The sequence below is a fragment of the Parasphingorhabdus sp. genome, assembly GCF_039982395.1.
Lineage (GTDB): Bacteria > Pseudomonadota > Alphaproteobacteria > Sphingomonadales > Sphingomonadaceae > Parasphingorhabdus.
The window spans coordinates 38,210-54,548 of the sequence record NZ_JBDWYO010000002.1; the positions used below are offsets into that span (position 1 = coordinate 38,210).

Genomic DNA, 16,339 nt, shown 5'->3' on the forward strand with positions numbered 1-16,339 from the left:
CAAACATAATGGAGTAAACCATGCGTCTAATATCCTCCCTCATCCTTGCTGCAACAGCACTGACCCTGACCGCTCCAGCCGCATTGGCTGCAGATGCAGAACGCAATGACCGTCTCTATGACGTCAGTGGTTCCAAGATTGCCAAAGTGACTCGCGTTACCGATGCTGGCGATCTTTTGGTTATTTACAAAGGCAAGGTTCGCCGGATCGAAGCGGCTACGCTTTCTAACAACGATGGCAAATTGGTGACCAGCCTCAGCAAAGCTGAAATTCGCCGTTTGAAGTAATTTCAAGCGTCTCTGTGTCGCGACTTTTCTAGCAATTCTAGATATTTAAAAGCCGGTGCTTTCTTCAAGCGCCGGCTTTTTTGTGCCGCTCTGCCGCCACCAGATCTTCCGGCCGGTTTATGTTCATAAACAATTGTTCATCGGACCAAGTGACTTTATCCGCTCCCGCTTCTCGCGCTAGCCATTGCAGGGACGGTGACCGCTTGCTCTGCTCGAGCGATTGGCTGATATTGTTGATCATATCGCAGCGCCAATAAGCAAAAGTAGGGTGGATGCGTTGGTGATCCTCTGCCACGGTGCAAATGCCGCTCGCGGTCAGACGTTCGACGAGATCGGCTGGTGCATAGGGGGCATCCACCGGCAGAGTGACAAACCCCGCCATCTCCGGATGTGTCTCGTGCAATCGCGCAGCCACCGAAAATATCCCGCCCACCGGACCACCGGGAGCATTCGGATCATCGCGGATAATCGTCAAACCGGTGCCATAGTCCTCAGCCGCAGACAAAAGGGTCAAGTCTGCCTTGCCCGCAAATTTTGAGACAAGCCTGTCAATCAGCCTTTGGCCTTTAAAGGCGATGATCGCCTTGTCGATGCCCATGCGGGTCGACTGTCCGCCGGCCAGAATGACGAGGCAGGTCGGTGGCTTGCTGTTCATGTAAGAAGTCCCGTTTGAAGCATCGGCCTCAATCTGGCCTTAGCTGCCCAATCTGTCCAGCAAATCCCCGATCAAGTCTGTTGGAGCGGCTTCGTTCGGGCGTTCGTCTTTCGCAGATTGTGATAGCTCCGCCTTCAGTCTGCGATCAAACAGCGAGCGATTGGGCGGTCGACTGGAGGTCTCTGGCTTTGCGGATGCCCATTGCCGACCGCTGTTCTTTGGCGCTTTCCCGGGATAGATAAAGCCATTTACGGGAAAGGTCGTGGTCCCCAGCTTGCCGATCGGGGCATACCAAATGCGGACCCGGCTCCAGTCATTGTTTTGCGAGACATCCTTTGCCGCAACGCGCCGTTCAATCTGTCCGCGACGGCCATTGATCGGCGACCAGTTTGCGTGGCTGATCAAGATATTGCGCTTGTCGATAATCTTGTGAACCACAGCAACATGGCCCAGTCTCATGGCGCCATGACTGGCCAGGGACAGGACCGCGCCTTCGGCTGGTATTGCTCCGCGTTGATAGACTCCCGCCGCCTTGTCCCACCAGCTATGCGCGTCACCATAAATCTGGACGCCGCTAAGCTCCCTGGCGAACGGCACGCATTGGAGATAGTCATTGGCTTTTGCCGGTGTCGGCAGCATCACCGCTTGCAGCACCAAGAGAATCGGAATGATTGCATTCCGAAGCAAAGTTGCAGATTGTTTTATAGCCGTTGCGTCCATCTGACGGGACTTAGCCGGCTTGCCCAAAATTCTCGCTAATGGGCATCGTAAATTTCTTGTAAACCATCATTCGACAATGGCGCGGCCTATCGCGAAATGACCGTTCCGTTGGAGACTTCAAAATGCAGCGCGTTGTTAGGAATATCTTTGAATAAACCCGGTTCGGTGCCGGTAAGCCAGACTTGACCGCCCCGTTCTTCCAGCTTTTGAAAAAGGGCAGCCCGCCGCTGCGGATCCAGATGGGCTGCAACCTCGTCTAGCAACAATATCGGTCGGTCGTTGCGCCGTTCGGCAATCAAGTCGGCATGGGCCAGAATGATCGAGAACAGCAATGCTTTCTGTTCTCCGGTTGAACATTTCTCTGCCTGCTGCTGCTTTGCAGCGTGCAATACATTGAGATCCGCGCGATGCGGGCCCCGCAAAGTCCTGCCCGCTGCTTTGTCTGCGAGACTATTCTGTTGCAGCATTTCGTGGAGTTGAACCTCGGTGCGCAACTTGTCATCCACCAGTTGCAAAGTTGGCGTTGCAAATATTTGACTGTCTGATTGTACCAGCATCAAATCCAATGCCTGCACCATCTTATATCGGGCCTCTGCAACCAAAGAACCGAATTGCGCGAGCTGGACATCCAGCCCTTCAAGCCAATTTTTGTCGGCAATGGAATCATCGGCTAGCAAACGGTTGCGTTCGCGCCGGGCGGCTTCGTAGCGGGCACAGTTTCGCGCATGGGCCGGCTCTAGGGCCATGACCAACCGATCGAGAAAATTCCGCCGTCCTGCTGCCCCCTCCATGAACAAACGATCCATTGCAGGTGTCAGCCACAAGATCGAGAGCCATTGCGCCAGATCATTGGTTGGCGCGGCTGCCTCGTTTATCCGTGTTTTGCGACGCTCGGGCGCGTCTGGATCGGTGCCGGTTCCAATCTGGACGTCTCCCAACTGAGCCGCGACGGCGAAATTACCCGGACCTTCCTGACAGGCCATGTCGCGAAGCGGCGCGCGCCTCAGACCGCGTCCGGGGGCAAGCAACGACAATGCTTCCAAGACATTCGTCTTGCCGGCTCCGTTCTCGCCGCTGAAAACCATGAATCCGGGCGCTGCCGTTAGGCGCAATTCCGGATAGTTGCGAAAGTTTTGCAAGGTAAGTTGGGACAGGTTCATGGCAGAGCTTTCTACTAGCTTTCACCATCTTCAAAGAGAAGCAAATTCGGATTGAGCCATAGTTCAGGACCGAGACTGGAAATTGAATACTAACTATTGGTATATTTTCCTATTTTTCGGTCTTAATGGTTTTCCTGCTTCCGCGCAAAATAAGTTAAGTGATTGATATAAAGATATATATTGAAACTGGCACGGACCATGCAAAGCATTGGATATCTTCGCAATGGTGCGAAATACAGATTTAAATTGAAAGGGTATCCAAATGTTCTCGAATGTCTCCAACAACCTGACAGCGGCCGTAGCCGCCTTGTTTTCAGCAGCTCTATTCGTTGGTGCCAGCGTTGGCCCGGCGGTCAACAACGCTGCTTCGATTGTCGTTTAATATCCCTTTATAGCAAAGAAAGAAAATATCATGTCACATAGTCTTCAAAATTCATTTCTTGCCGCTTTCGGAGCGGTCGCAACCGCTACGCTCTTCATCAGTGCCAGCGTGATGCCAGCGATTAACTCATCAGCCGCGTTGGTGATCTGATGGTTGATAAGAGCAAAAACAAAGAAACTCAGCCGCAAAACTGGCCCGAGCCCATTTCATCAAACAAAGGAAGCAATCACCCCATGAAAAGCAAACTGAAACTCGACAAAGCCAATGGCAAATTGATGGGCGTCTGTTCCGGACTGGCAAATTGGAGCGGTATGGATGTTAATTTGATACGCATCATCTTCGTCCTCGCAACGATCTTCGGCGTTGGCTCTGCTGTTATCATCTACCTTGCGATCGGATTGATTGTCGATTGATCCCGATATTCATTCATCGGTAGATGATATAACATACGGAAACTATTGAAGAAAAAATATAGACCGCTCTGGCTAATCCGTGTAATTGAATATTTCAATTTCGCACTATAATTGCCGGAGCGTCAATGTCCCCAGGTCATCATCATAGCCATGGGCATTCTTCCCACAGCCATCATGATCGCCATGGACCGCACGGCCACATGCCAGCAAACTTCAGCCGCGCCTTTGCTTTGGGCATTACGCTCAACATCATTTACATCATTGTAGAAGTCATATTTGGTTTGTTGTCCGGATCGATGGCGTTGTTAGCCGACGCCGGCCACAATCTTTCCGATGTCTTGGGGCTGGCGGTCGCATGGGCCGGCGCGGAACTCTCGAAACGACCACCAAGCAAGCAATTCACTTATGGTCTGGGTGGTTCATCCATTCTTGCCGCTTTGCTAAACGGCCTTTTCCTGCTTGTTGCTTGCGGGGCGATTGCTTGGGAAGCGATTGAGCGTTTCAGTGCTCCGAGCGCCATTGCGTCGACCACGGTTATCATTGTCGCTTCGCTTGGTATCGTGATCAATTTTGGAACCGCGATGCTCTTCATTCAGGGTCAGAAGGAAGATATTAATATACGCGGCGCCTTTCTGCATATGATGGCTGACGCCGGCGTTTCTGCGGGTGTGGTTGTTGGCGGGATTGTAATTTATTTTACCGGACTGAACTGGATCGATCCCCTGATCAGCCTGTTCATTGTTGGTCTGATATTCTGGAGTACATGGGGATTGCTGTCTGAAGCGATCAGGATGTCGCTGGCCGGTGTCCCTCGCGATATCGAACTGGAAGAGGTGCTCGATTATCTGGGTTCATTGCCGGGGGTACAAGCTGTTCATGATCTCCACGTATGGCCAATGAGCACTAGCGAAACCGCGATGACCGCGCATCTGGTTCTGCCAGATGGCCATCCGGGGAGAGGGTTTCTTGCTGATGTTCAAAAAGAAGTGAAGGCCCGGTTTTCCATTCACCATATCACCATTCAGATCGAACTTGAGGACGAGGAGGCAGAATTGTGCCAGATTGACTGCAGTGGTCAAAATTAGCGGCTGGAAAATTATTATGCACTTTTCGCATTTTTTATGAACAAATCGGCTTTCGCGTTAACGATTGCATAAACATCTTTCGTTAATCCTGACCTCGAGCAGGCGATTACCTGCGTCTAGCTGAACGCATCCATTTAGGTTGCGTTGGAAACAGGGGATCTGCGAACTATGGACGGCAAGCCGGACCTTCGGACAATGACTAAGGCGTTAAAGCGCGGCGATCCCCGTGTGTCATCACGTGCGGGTGTCGAAATAGTTGCAGCGGTTAGAGAGCCTGGCTTGGGAAGCGTAGAGGCCATGATATTGGACCTTTCGATCACCGGTTTCCGCATGCGTTGCATGACCCGCTTGACTGGCGAGAAAACCATTTTCTTAAGATTGCCGTCCTTTGCCGCCCTTGAGAGCAAAATCTGGTGGAACGAAGGGGACTTTTTTGGTTGCGAGTTTTTGCAGTCTTTGCACCCCGCCGTCTACAACCATATCATCAGCCAATATCCGTCTTTGCAATTGACTGGCTAGAGAGCCGATTGGCAATTTGAGAACCGTCCGCTACGCACTGCGGACTGCATGCAAAAATTTTCCACCCGAACCAGGCTGTTCATAGCCATATTCGTCATCCTGTTGAGTGTCGTCGCTTCGCAACTATGGCCCTATGAACCTGAGATTCTGAACGTCAATGGCGCCAAGGTTCAGGTGATTGACGGAGATAGTTTCAAAACGGCCAGCGAGGAATTCCGTCTCTACGGCATCGATGCACCCGAATATCGACAGCGCTGTAAGGATGAGACGGGTAAGGATTGGGATTGCGGAAAAGTGGCCCGTGCGGGATTGGAAAGACTTCTCGGTGTTGACCGCCATATTTGCGAGGTCTCGGCAAGGGATCAATATCAGCGAGCGATCTCTACATGCACCGATCCGTCCGGGAAAGATCTTGGCGCGGAGCTGGTTCGATTGGGTTTGGCGCAAACCGCCGAGAGTTTTGGTGATCCGGTCTATGCCAAGGAAGAGGGGTTGGCAAAACGAGCAAAACGGGGGATCTGGAAGGGTTCTTTCACAAGTCCGAGAATTTGGCGTGCGGAAAACCCGCGCTGAAGAAGCGCGGTGATCCTGTCTCTCGATATCTTTTATTGCGCGGCCAAAAAATAGACTTATGGTCGATCGCGAACCGCGGCATCCGTTCCCGCGAGTGGGAGGATGCGTGCACGAAAAGATCAAACCGAATTGGCTGTCTGAGATTGTCCGCCGCTTTTCTGTGTTCATGTTCACAATTAATGGATGGACCGCGGGTCAGGAAAACCCTCCGCCGAGAAAAGCGGTCATCATCGCCGCTCCGCACACCAGCAACTGGGATTTTCTATATTTCTTTGGCCTGACCAATAAGCTGAAGATTGAATCATACTGGATCGGCAAGAACACATTGTTCAAATGGCCATGGGGAGACATGATGCGTCGGCTGGGCGGGATACCCGTAGACCGAGAGAAGTCTCAAAATATGGTCGATGCGATGGTGAGAGAATTTGACCGGCGGGATGACTTTCTGTTGACGATTCCACCCGAAGGCACGCGCGGCAGCGTCAATCAATGGCGCACAGGCTTCTACTATATAGCGCTGAAGGCAAAAGTTCCGTTGATTATGGGCATGATGGACTATTCAAAAAGGACGGGAGGATTGGGACCATCGTTCATGCCTTCCGGAGATTATAAGGCCGACATGAAAAAGCTCAGTGACTTCTACCACAGCGTTGCCCCAAAATATCCCGACAAGGCAATGCGCGACATCGTTTCCACTGGTTCTGAAATGCTTGGAAAAGAACGAGAGGAAGGATCGAAAAGTTGAATGTGCTCGCAGCTTTGGGTCTGAATTTCGTATTGCTCGTGGTCATTATGATCATCTTATGGTTTATATCCGTCCGCATAAGGGATGTATCATTTATTGACGCTTTTTGGGCCTATGGAATGGCAATAATGGCGAGCGCGGCCTTCTCGCAGGCTGATGATCCAGGGCCTTTGGCATATATGATCTGGGCACTGACAGCGCTTTGGGGCATCCGGCTGGGAACCCACCTATTCCTACGTTGGCGCAAAGACGGGTTGGACCCTCGCTACGCCAAGATCATGGGACATGCGATGGATAAGCAAGGGATGAGCTTTGCGAAGGCGGCGCTGTTGAAAGCATGGGCGCTCCAGATTCCCCTTCTTTTCGTGGTTTGCTTGCCAGCCCAGCTAGGGATATTGCTGGCCAATAGCAGTGAGATTGGCATTGTCGGGTTTATTGGGGCGGCCATTGCGTTGATCGGAATTGCGTTTGAAACCATCGGCGACATGCAGCTCAAAACTTTTCGCGCAAATCCGGCCAACAAAGGCAAAGTGCTGGACAGTGGATTGTGGAAATATACGCGGCACCCCAATTATTTCGGCGATTTTTGTGCTTGGTGGGGAATTTGGCTGGTCGCCGCTCAGACCGGTTGGCCTGTCTGGGCCGCCGTGGCCGGGCCCCTATTTTTGAGCTTCACGTTGATGAAGTGGAGCGGAGCGCCCCTGCTTGAAAAAAGCTTGAAAAAGAACCGGCCGGACTATGTTGACTATATTGACCGGACCTCGGGATTTTTCCCGATGCCGCCTAAGCGAGACTAGGCTTCAAGCCGCTTTCTTGAGAAGCTTGTTTTCGATAATATTGGCAAAAACGTCGGCTTCCTGGGCTCCCGGCACCATGAACTTTTTGTTGAAGATGAAGGCCGGCACACCGGTAATGAAACGATCTTGCCATTCCGCTTCCACCGCTCTGACCTCGTCAGCATATAGGCCGGTGCTGAGCAGATCGCTTGCCCGCTGCTCATCCAGGCCAACTGCGGATGCGATGGCCACCAATGTTTCGTGATCGCTGACATTCATTCCATCAGTAAAATGCGCTTTAAACAAGGCGAGCTTTAGAGCTGTCTGCTTGCCCGTTTCGCCAGCCCAGTGGAGCAAACGATGCGCGTCAAAGGTGTTCACCATTCGCATGTTTTCGCTATAGTGAAACTCAAAATCCAGATTGCCTCCCGCGTCGCGCAGGCGGTCTCTATTGACTTTGCTCTGTTCGGGGGTGGCGCCATATTTCTGCGCCATATGCTCATTGATGTCCTGGCCTTCTGGAGGCATTGACGGGTTTAATTCAAAAGCATGCCAAGACAGTTCAAAGCGGGCTTTTCTTTCAAATTGAACCATTGCCTTTTCAAGCTTCTTATATCCAATGATACACCAAGGACAAACCACATCGGAGACGATATCCACGGTAATAACTGGTATATCGGACATGGTAATTCCCTTAATTTCTATCAGGCTTTCTCAAGCGTGCATTGCAACGGATGCTCATTCTTCCGAGCAAAGTCCATCACCTGTGTGACTTTGGTTTCTGCAACTTCATAGCTGAACGTTCCGCAGACCCCGACGCCTTTCTGATGCACATGCAGCATGACCCGGGTCGCTTCATCGATGTCCATGTTGAAGAATCGTTTCAGAACGAGAACGACAAATTCCATCGGTGTATAATCATCATTGAGAATGAGGACTTTATAAGGGCTGGGCTTCTTCGTTTTGGCCCGAGTCTTGGTTGCGATGCCCAGATTCGTGTCATCATCGGATCCTTTGTCGTCATCATCGCCCATGACCGGACGATCAACGGCAAGACGCCGCTTCTCAGCTTTCGGGATCGGTAAAAGAATCTGGTGGTTCATCATTCGTCTCAGGATATGGTATTTTTACCCCTGAGGGCAAGTGGCGGATTGATAGTTTCCGATGCTTTTGCGCTTGCCCGTGTCGATAAAGCATAAAAAAGGGACCGCTCCGGAGGAACGATCCCTTTTTGATCCATTCAAAAGCAGCTTAAGCGGCTTTTTTAATGTCCTTACGGATTTCGCTGACGCGATCAGCAATCGGCTGATAGGTTTTCCCAGCGAGCTTAACAACAGCATCGGCATTGTTCGAAGTCTGGTCCATTACCCGGTCCAGGCCGCTGCGAAGATAGTCAGCCTGCTTTTCAATCATGTCTTTCGGCGTTGCAACGCTGAAAAGACCCTGCAGGGCGCGGCTTGCTTCAACAAAATTTTCACGCGTGTATTTCACATTGGTTTGACCAATTGTCTGAGCGCCTTTTGCAGCGATTTTCCCGCTTTCGATCAGCGTCTCGACATTTTCACGGTTAAATTCAACGGCATTTTTCGAAAGTGCAACTGCACGGTCGGCAGCTTCTTTTGCACGCACTTGCGCGTCAGATGCCAATTTCTCAAAACGTGAGCCGAGGTTCTCGACGGTTTTCTTCGCGCTGTTAGCGGCCTTGGTGTTGGCAGCTTTGGTGTTTTTCACAACGCGCTTGGTCGTGGTGGTTTTTCTGGTAGCCATTTTTTTGGTTCCTTTAGTCTTCTTGTTCAATGTGGTTTTGGCAACTGACTTCGCGGCGACTTTGCGCTTCGCTATGACCTTCTTTGTTGCCGGCTTGGACGCTGCGGTTTTCTTGACAGCCGCTTTTGCCGCTGTTGCCGGTTTAGCAGCAGTAGCCACCGGCTTTTTGGTTTCCGTTGTTGTCGGCGCTTTTACAGCTGCAGGTTTCTCGACAATTTTGGTTTCTGACATCGGCTTGGCGGAAATACTGGTCGCGGATGCTGCTGCAGAATAAGCCGCATCAGCAGAAATTCTGCCAGTTGTTTTCGCTGCCGGAGCAGTGGATGTTTCGTTTTTCGTATCAGCCATTGGATACCTCATTTCTTTGTTGCAGTGCACAAATAAGGGATGAGGTGGCTGATGTCAAGGAAAATGGTGCAGTGCACAATAAACGGAATCATGGGATATAAATCAATATTTATCAGATAGATAAGCCTATCGATCTATTTGAAAATTCTGAGAATCAAGAAAAATGCTGCGAGCGCACATACGGCTCGCAGCATCGGTTGGCGGAGAATATCGCAATTGGATTGGCTCTACGCTGTCATCCCGCGATAAACGGAGAGGTGACAATGATCAGCATCGACAAGGATGCAATGCTGGCATTGGCGGCTACGCTCACCGGCGCACGGATCGGTTTCGCTACCGCATTGAACCGTTCTTCGTAATGCGGGTGCTCTGTGCCCATCATGCGGTCCCACCATGTGAAGTAGAGACCGAAGTTGGTATTGCCCTCGCTATGATGAAGGTCATGATGGGTGGTCGTCGTGATCCAGTTTAGTGGGCCGCGGGTCCAGCCAGCCGGAAAAAATTCGACGCCGGCATGACCAATGGCATTGCGTAGGATCATGTGGGCGAGGAAAAGGAAAATGGCGAAGCCGTATGTCGGCGCGCCAAGAACCGATGCCATTAGAAGATAGGCGGGTACGAATGCGGCCTCGCTCATCGCTTCGAACGAAGAGAAGCTATATGCCGCCCAGGGGGTTGGTGTCCGAGACTTGTGGTGATGCAGATGAGAAAAGCGAAACATGGCTTTGAGATGCAATCCGCGATGCATCCAATAGAAGTAGGCATCATGGGCAACGATCATCGCAAGCAGTTGGATGATCAGGATCGGCCAGTTGATCGGGCCTTCCGGAATGCTGATCCATCCTGCCTCTACCATCAAAACCGTGCTGATGGTCGTCAGGCCAAAGACCAGAACCGTCCGCAGCGAAGAAAGAACCTCGCGTTTATAATCCTTGAAACCGGCACGGCGTGTTTGAATGCGCCTGGCTTCGGACCATTTGCGCGCGCGCCAGATGATGAGGGATATCAGTCCGGCCGCGATGAGGTAACGACCGAGGTCGAACGTAAAGGCCGCGAACATATGGTCGATAATCTTCTCTAATAGGTCAGGCACTGGTAATCTCCGTCGTTTGTTTGATTTGCGATGGAGTGGTTATGCCGCGACGCTGACAGCAATTCTCTGCATTCCCGGAAAATGCCGATCAATTTTGAAATGGATCAGTGTTTTTTACTTTTGATCAATCGCTTGTTTGCGAAAATCGCTAGGAGTCATGCCGGCTTCACTGCGAAAAGCCCGGTTGAACGGCGCAAGGCTATTATAGCCTAGATCCATAGCGATTGTGAGAATTGGTAGGTCAACAAGCTCCCGGTCAGCCAATTTTTCCTTGGCTTCGTTGATCCGGTAGCCGTTGAGAAAGGACGAAAAATTGCGATGACCGAGCTTGCCGTTGATCAAGCCTCTCAGGCGATGCTCCGGTGTTGCCAGCTTTTTGGCCAGCGATTGAATAGTCAGGCCGGTTTCGCGATAGTCACCCTCCACCATCATCGCGTTCAGCCGGTCTTTTAACACCGATTCTGACGGAGACAGGTCGTGTTCGCGGGGTTTGTCATGTTTTTGGCTATCGGTTTCAACCAACAAGGTGGCATCGGTTCGGAGCAGCGCAATGCCAGCGAAGAGTATGACCGCGAAGACCATCAATCCGTTCACGGTTTGCGCCATGATCGTCGGATCGGTTCCGTAGATCAGTTCGTGAATCAAAATCCCGCCCGACTGCAGGCCAATTAAGACTGGCAGATAAATACGGATCAGCCGCCGCCGCTGAACCAGGTCATCTTTTAAACCGGAGATCGAGACAATCATCAAGTCGATCACGAGCGTCAAAGACAGGATATGAATGATGTAAAAGCCAACGCCATTTTCGGTGTCGATAAAATGCGCAATCGCCCAGCCGGTTAGATATAGAGCTGCAATTAAGGCCAGCAACCAGAGCGGGGCCGCCCGTTCGTATAGCTCGCGTGCGAACAGCCAGATCCAGAAAGGCGTGCTGAGCGACGCTAGATCGATCAACCGTCCGGTCATCAGAAGCGGGTCAAACAGGGTATCGGCATTGACCAGATAGGCTGCTGCCCCGATCACCAGGCCAGCCAATGGTATTTTCAATGACAGGCGAACCGAACCAGCGATCAATATTGTCAACAGCAGGAAGCAGGCGCCAACGGCCATCAGCCGCACTATGATGAAAAGTTCCAAGTCCATCGGCGATACCCTAGTGCATTTGACGGCAAGCGCCAAATAGTGATGGTTCTTTGTAGCTTATGACAACATGGACCGGTAGGATGCTTATATGTCCTTCACCGCCCGCTTGAAATCTATTGCCACCGCGGTGCCTGATCACCGTGTGACACAATCCGAAGTGCTGGCGATTTTGGCGAAGGCAAGAGGAGCGGATTTGCCGGCCCGCCTGCAACAGATTTTGGGGAATAGCGGCATCGGGCAGCGCTATCTGGCTTGCGAGCCGTCTTATTATCTAAGGCCAAGAGGCTGGGCGGAGCGAGCGGCAATCTACGAACAGATCGCTAGTCAATTGGCGCAAAAGGCGGCTAGCGAAGCGCTGGACAAGGCGGACTTGGTCGCTTCTGATATCGACGCCATCGTGATGATATCAACCACCGGCACCATGACCCCTTCCATTCCCAGTCGATTGATACAAGATCTCGGCTTTGATGCGGCCACGCAAACCATCCCCGTTTTTGGCCATGGTTGTGCTGGTGGCGTGCTGGGACTGGGACTGGCTAGTGATCTCGCGATGGCCCGCAACGGCCAGAATATTTTGCTGATCTCTCTGGAATTGTGCAGCCTGTCATATGATTATAGTCAGTTTGACAAGAAGAATATGATTGCCACCGCTCTGTTTGCCGATGGCTGTGCGGCGGCAGTGATCAGCGGCAAGCAACAACAGGCCGACGCGCCCTCGTTCCGCGCTTTTGATCAGAAGACTTGGCCAGACACGCGCGATATGATGGGGTGGGACATTGGAAACACCGGCTTCGATCTGGTGCTGGCGCGCGATATTCCCACCTTTGTGACCAAAGACTTCGCACCCTTTTGCGATGCATTTCTCAAGAGGCAGGGCCTAGACAAATCTGAGCTTGCGGAGCCCGCCTGTCACCCCGGCGGTGGCAGAGTGGTGGACGCACTCGAAGCATATTTTGCTCCAGACGTTGCCGGCATTCCCGTCACCCGGGCTATACTGAGCCAGCATGGCAATATGTCATCGCCGACGGTTTTGTTTGTGCTCGAACGGCTGCTCACTCAGAATCCGCAAAAGCCCATATTGCTAACTGCGCTGGGTCCCGGTTTTACCGCTGCTCTGGGTATTCTGGATCCGAGGGGCATGGCATGACCGACAATCTAGGCGCCCTTTTTACGAACAGTCCAACATGGGTTACCTGGGTGCTTGTCTATATCGTGGTGCAACGGTTGGGTGAACTCGTTCATGCCAATCGCAACACCAAAAGATTGTTCAGCGAAGGTGGGATGGAACATGGTGCGGACCATTATCATTATTTCATCTTTCTTCACAGCGCCTGGATTGCGATCATCGCGTTGCTTGTCCAACCGCAGCACATTATCCATCCTGCTTTATTCGCTCTGTTTGTCGGTACGCAGGCCCTGCGCATCTGGACGCTAGCCAGCATTGGCCGCTGGTGGACAACGCGGATAATCTCGGCGCCCCATTTCGACCGGGTGAAGCGCGGGCCTTATCGGTTTGTCAGCCATCCCAATTATCTGGTCGTGGTGCTTGAGATTGCCATTGTTCCGCTGATGCTTGGCTTGCCTTGGGTCGCACTCGTCTTCTCCGTCCTCAACGCGATATTGCTGCGCCATCGCATTGGGGTGGAGAGTGCGGTCCTTAGCGAACGACAGCCTTAGCTGCGCGCCAACCGGCCGGGACGAGCGCCGGTGTCCTTGTCATTCTCGCGGACCTTGATGCCGTTGCAATAGGTTGCGATGTAGCCGGTAACCGGCTGCATCACCCGTGTCCCTCCGGCAGGAAGGTCTTTGTAGGCGACGGGAGAGGCAACGCTGAGATTGTCGAAATCGATCACGTTGATATCGGCGCGTTTTCCCACTTCCAATGCACCGCGATCCTTGAATCCATAAAGTGCCGCATTGCGCGCGGTCTGCTTGTGAACCAGAAATTCCAGCGGCAGCCGCTCGCCCTTTTTCCGGTCCCGGGCCCAATAGGATAGTTGCGTCGTTGGCATGGTTGCATCGCAGATCAGCGTGACATGTGCCCCCGCATCGCTCAGACCGGTGACGGTTTCACTATGCTCCAGCAATTCGCGCAACACATCCATACCCTTGGCCAGATTGGCTGCGCTTAAGGAGCAGAAACGTTTACCACCATCTTCGAGCATCCAGTCGTATAGAAATTCCAATGGATCGCGACCTTCGGCTTTCGCTAGACTGCCGATCGTTTCTGCCACATCTGCTTCATAATCGACCGGATCGTGCAGCGGATATAATATCGCAGCGCCGCGACCGAGCAAGGCAGAGATATTCTCCATGCTGCCGGGTGCTTCGTGCTTGATTTCCTTTTCCGAAAGCAGAGCGGCTTTTACGTCGGGATCGCGCATGGCAGTTACCCGCTCGTCCAGTGGCAGTTTTGCCAGATTGTCGAGATAGGTCGGCTTGCGCATGAACGGATGATAGCTGCTTAATCCTGTCAAATAGCCAATCAGGCGGGATGGCACTTGCGGATATAATTGCGCACCATTGTCGTTGGCCTCGCGCGCCATCATCAATGTTTTGCGCCACAGATCGGGTTCATAGTCGGGGGACTGTATCAGAGTGAAGGTGACCGGCCGTCCGCTGCTGATCGAGATGTTCCGCATCATCTCATGTTCTTGCTGCGGCGTTGTCCGTTCCCCGCCCATATGCTCCAACTTGCCCACCGTACCGGCAGGGATCATTTCGAAAACCCCTTTGCCGAGTTTGCCCATGGCACCGGCGATTGCGGTCAGTTCTTCTTCCGGAGCAAAGGTCCCGGGAACTTCTGTACCCCAGAGCGATCGGTGACCGATGGTGCGCGAGGTGCTGAATCCGACTGCGCCAGCGTCAACCGCTTCGCCAACAATGGCGGCCATTGCATCTATATCTTCGGCGGCGGCATCTTTATTCTGCTTGCCGCGTTCGCCCATCACATAATAGCGCACCGCGCCGTGCGGGATTTGCGCTGCGACATCGATCGCATATTCACGGCCACCGATATAATCCATATACTCCGGGAAGCTCTCCCACTGGCCCCATTCTATGCCTTCATAAAGCGCGGTACCGGGAATATCCTCGACGCCTTCCATCAGCTCGATCAGCGTCTTTTCCTGTCCCGGTTTAACTGGCGCAAAACCGACGCCGCAATTGCCCATGACCACGGTGGTGGCGCCATTATGGGAAGAGGGTGCCAGTTCGGTGTCCCAGCTCACCTGACCGTCATAATGGGTATGAACATCGACCCAGCCCGGAGTGACGATCGCGCCTGTAGCATCCAGCACTTCCTTCGCCGGGCCATCGATCGAGCCACCGACTTTGACGATCACGCCATCCTGAAAAGCAATGTCCCCGATAAAAGGTGCTCCACCCAGTCCGTCGACAATTGTGCCGTCTTTGATGATCGTATCGAACATGGAGTCTCTCCTGATGGTTTGACCTCAAAATAGAAGGGCAAGCTGTGAAGGGGCCACTGGCTTAATTGCTATGCGATCGGCGCTACCGAGTTTTCATAGGAGACTGTCTAGTGCGGCAGTTTCTTGCCGTTTTCCCGGCAAAAAATTGCCCTTTTGGGACAATGTCGATCTTGCGCCGCGGTCAAACTGGTAAAAACCAGCGCTTTAGCGCGCAATCCCTCTCGTCGACCATATCTGGCACGAGTTTTGCGAATTGTATCGGGGAAGCAATATTATGAAGGGCAATGGTGCAGATCGAATGAGCATGATCTTTTTGACACCCGCAACATCACCAATCTCCTTCAAACTTAAATTGTCGAACCAATACAGGAGTATCATCGATGGATTTCTTAACAATTTTGGATCTTCCTTTTGGATTCGGGCTGTTCGTCAGTTCGCTCGCGATCAGTCCGATGGCACCCAGCCCAGATGATACGGTTCTGGCTGAAGAAGTGTTCATCGAGTGCACCGAAGTTGTGTTGGATTTCGTCGTAGGAGGCGTGCCGAAAACTACGGTGAGCGAAAATTGTACAGCAGGCCAGTGAACGAAAATTGGTGATGATTGGGGTGGGTATGTTGATGCCTGCCGGTAACAGAAAACTTGATAAGGCCGGAAAGAATATTGATTATGACGAAATTGAAAACACTATATGCATTGGGTTTCTTGGCGATTTTGACAACGCCATCTTCCGTGTTCGCAAAGGATAATGCCTCTGTGTCATGGACGGAATCCTACGTCGATGTTGGCAGTGGCTTGGGTATGGAGTGGAATTTCCATACAGTGGATGGCCAGCCGATATTGGAATTTGGAGTCAAAGAGACCAGCCATCGACTGGATCGGTTGTGGGAATTTACTTGTGCCAATCTGGACGCCGGACAAGGGACAATTTCAAACACTATATTTGCGAAATCGCCAGAGGTTCGAAAGGGTGATGAATTCGGTTTCTCTATTCGGGTCGATGATGGCAGATCGTTCGGATTGGTCGGACACAAGGGCCTGTTTCAGATTCAAGGCGTCAGTTCCCACTATCCTCAGTTCGATATTTCCGATTCCCATAATCTGTGGGATGAGATGCGTCGCGGAAAACGGGCGTTTGTGAACATGAATGGCAACAAGTTCTCGATCCATCTGAACGGATCATCCCATGCCATTCAAAATTTTCTGAACGCCTGCAGCGAAGGTGTTGGTTGATGGCTTTGCTA

20 protein-coding genes are annotated in these 16,339 nt (G+C 52.1%); 11 read left to right on the forward strand and 9 right to left on the reverse strand.

The annotated features are described in order from the left end of the window. Positions 1-20 precede the first annotated feature (20 nt). Positions 21-287: a hypothetical protein gene (locus ABJV08_RS05835; RefSeq protein WP_348053315.1), complete on the forward strand. Its 267-nt coding sequence runs from the start codon at positions 21-23 to the stop codon at positions 285-287. Between the two features lie 64 nt (positions 288-351). Here the strand turns inward: ABJV08_RS05835 and ABJV08_RS05840 are convergent, their stop codons facing one another. From ABJV08_RS05840 to recF, 3 genes are all read right to left on the reverse strand, one after another. Next, a complete protein-coding gene (locus ABJV08_RS05840) occupies positions 352-942 on the reverse strand; it encodes a molybdenum cofactor guanylyltransferase (RefSeq protein ID WP_348053317.1) in 591 nt (196 codons plus the stop codon). Between the two features lie 39 nt (positions 943-981). Then, the gene (locus tag ABJV08_RS05845) at positions 982-1,629 is read right to left on the reverse strand and encodes a CHAP domain-containing protein (protein WP_348115122.1); all 648 of its coding nucleotides are present in this window, start codon (positions 1,627-1,629) and stop codon (positions 982-984) included. A 119-nt stretch (positions 1,630-1,748) separates the two neighbouring features. Next, positions 1,749-2,822 carry a DNA replication/repair protein RecF gene (recF, locus tag ABJV08_RS05850; protein ID WP_348053321.1) on the reverse strand — a complete coding sequence of 358 codons (1,074 nt, stop codon included), beginning with the start codon at positions 2,820-2,822 and terminating at the stop codon, positions 1,749-1,751. Between the two features lie 615 nt (positions 2,823-3,437). On the opposite strand from recF, the gene ABJV08_RS05855 reads away from it, so the two are divergent. The 6 genes from ABJV08_RS05855 to ABJV08_RS05880 all read left to right on the forward strand — a co-directional run bounded on the left by ABJV08_RS05855 (position 3,438) and on the right by ABJV08_RS05880 (position 7,336). Beyond that, complete coding sequence (locus ABJV08_RS05855; RefSeq protein ID WP_348053323.1) at positions 3,438-3,617, forward strand: PspC domain-containing protein; 180 nt, start codon at positions 3,438-3,440, stop codon at positions 3,615-3,617. A 200-nt stretch (positions 3,618-3,817) separates the two neighbouring features. Next, positions 3,818-4,702, forward strand: a complete 885-nt coding sequence (locus ABJV08_RS05860; RefSeq protein WP_348053325.1) for a cation diffusion facilitator family transporter — start codon at positions 3,818-3,820, stop codon at positions 4,700-4,702. A gap of 195 nt (positions 4,703-4,897) precedes the next feature. Beyond that, complete coding sequence (locus ABJV08_RS05865) at positions 4,898-5,221, forward strand: PilZ domain-containing protein (protein ID WP_348074377.1); 324 nt, start codon at positions 4,898-4,900, stop codon at positions 5,219-5,221. A 48-nt stretch (positions 5,222-5,269) separates the two neighbouring features. Continuing rightward, positions 5,270-5,794: a thermonuclease family protein gene (locus ABJV08_RS05870; protein WP_348053329.1), complete on the forward strand. Its 525-nt coding sequence runs from the start codon at positions 5,270-5,272 to the stop codon at positions 5,792-5,794. A 106-nt stretch (positions 5,795-5,900) separates the two neighbouring features. Further along, entirely contained in the window at positions 5,901-6,539 is a 639-nt protein-coding gene (locus tag ABJV08_RS05875; protein WP_348053331.1) for a lysophospholipid acyltransferase family protein, read from the forward strand. 47 nt (positions 6,540-6,586) lie between these two features. Next, positions 6,587-7,336, forward strand: a complete 750-nt coding sequence (locus ABJV08_RS05880; protein ID WP_348053438.1) for a DUF1295 domain-containing protein — start codon at positions 6,587-6,589, stop codon at positions 7,334-7,336. A 3-nt stretch (positions 7,337-7,339) separates the two neighbouring features. Here ABJV08_RS05880 and ABJV08_RS05885 read toward each other — a convergent pair whose 3' ends face one another. From ABJV08_RS05885 to ABJV08_RS05905, 5 genes are all read right to left on the reverse strand, one after another. Next, entirely contained in the window at positions 7,340-7,999 is a 660-nt protein-coding gene (locus ABJV08_RS05885; RefSeq protein ID WP_348053333.1) for a DsbA family oxidoreductase, read from the reverse strand. 20 nt (positions 8,000-8,019) lie between these two features. After that, the gene (gene clpS / locus ABJV08_RS05890; RefSeq protein WP_348053440.1) at positions 8,020-8,349 is read right to left on the reverse strand and encodes an ATP-dependent Clp protease adapter ClpS; all 330 of its coding nucleotides are present in this window, start codon (positions 8,347-8,349) and stop codon (positions 8,020-8,022) included. Positions 8,350-8,566: 217 nt separating this feature from the next. Further along, the gene (locus tag ABJV08_RS05895; RefSeq protein WP_348053335.1) at positions 8,567-9,430 is read right to left on the reverse strand and encodes a phasin family protein; all 864 of its coding nucleotides are present in this window, start codon (positions 9,428-9,430) and stop codon (positions 8,567-8,569) included. A 235-nt stretch (positions 9,431-9,665) separates the two neighbouring features. Further along, a complete protein-coding gene (locus ABJV08_RS05900; protein ID WP_348053338.1) occupies positions 9,666-10,523 on the reverse strand; it encodes a sterol desaturase family protein in 858 nt (285 codons plus the stop codon). Positions 10,524-10,637: 114 nt separating this feature from the next. Next, on the reverse strand, positions 10,638-11,666 hold the full coding sequence (locus ABJV08_RS05905; protein ID WP_348053340.1) for a helix-turn-helix domain-containing protein: 1,029 nt from the start codon (positions 11,664-11,666) through the stop codon (positions 10,638-10,640). An 88-nt stretch (positions 11,667-11,754) separates the two neighbouring features. Between ABJV08_RS05905 and ABJV08_RS05910 the strand changes: the two genes are divergently transcribed. Further along, the gene (locus ABJV08_RS05910; RefSeq protein WP_348053342.1) at positions 11,755-12,813 is read left to right on the forward strand and encodes a type III polyketide synthase; all 1,059 of its coding nucleotides are present in this window, start codon (positions 11,755-11,757) and stop codon (positions 12,811-12,813) included. After that, the gene (locus ABJV08_RS05915; protein ID WP_348053344.1) at positions 12,810-13,343 is read left to right on the forward strand and encodes an isoprenylcysteine carboxylmethyltransferase family protein; all 534 of its coding nucleotides are present in this window, start codon (positions 12,810-12,812) and stop codon (positions 13,341-13,343) included. The genes ABJV08_RS05910 and ABJV08_RS05915 overlap by 4 nt, the downstream gene beginning before the upstream one ends. Here the strand turns inward: ABJV08_RS05915 and ABJV08_RS05920 are convergent. Further along, entirely contained in the window at positions 13,340-15,097 is a 1,758-nt protein-coding gene (locus ABJV08_RS05920) for an amidohydrolase family protein (RefSeq protein ID WP_348053346.1), read from the reverse strand. The genes ABJV08_RS05915 and ABJV08_RS05920 overlap by 4 nt on opposite strands. 380 nt (positions 15,098-15,477) lie before the next feature. Between ABJV08_RS05920 and ABJV08_RS05925 the strand changes: the two genes are divergently transcribed. Together ABJV08_RS05925 and ABJV08_RS05930 are read left to right on the forward strand one after the other, a co-directional pair. Next, complete coding sequence (locus ABJV08_RS05925; protein ID WP_348053348.1) at positions 15,478-15,681, forward strand: hypothetical protein; 204 nt, start codon at positions 15,478-15,480, stop codon at positions 15,679-15,681. A gap of 83 nt (positions 15,682-15,764) precedes the next feature. Further along, positions 15,765-16,328: a hypothetical protein gene (locus ABJV08_RS05930; RefSeq protein ID WP_348053350.1), complete on the forward strand. Its 564-nt coding sequence runs from the start codon at positions 15,765-15,767 to the stop codon at positions 16,326-16,328. Positions 16,329-16,339: the final 11 nt, after the last annotated feature.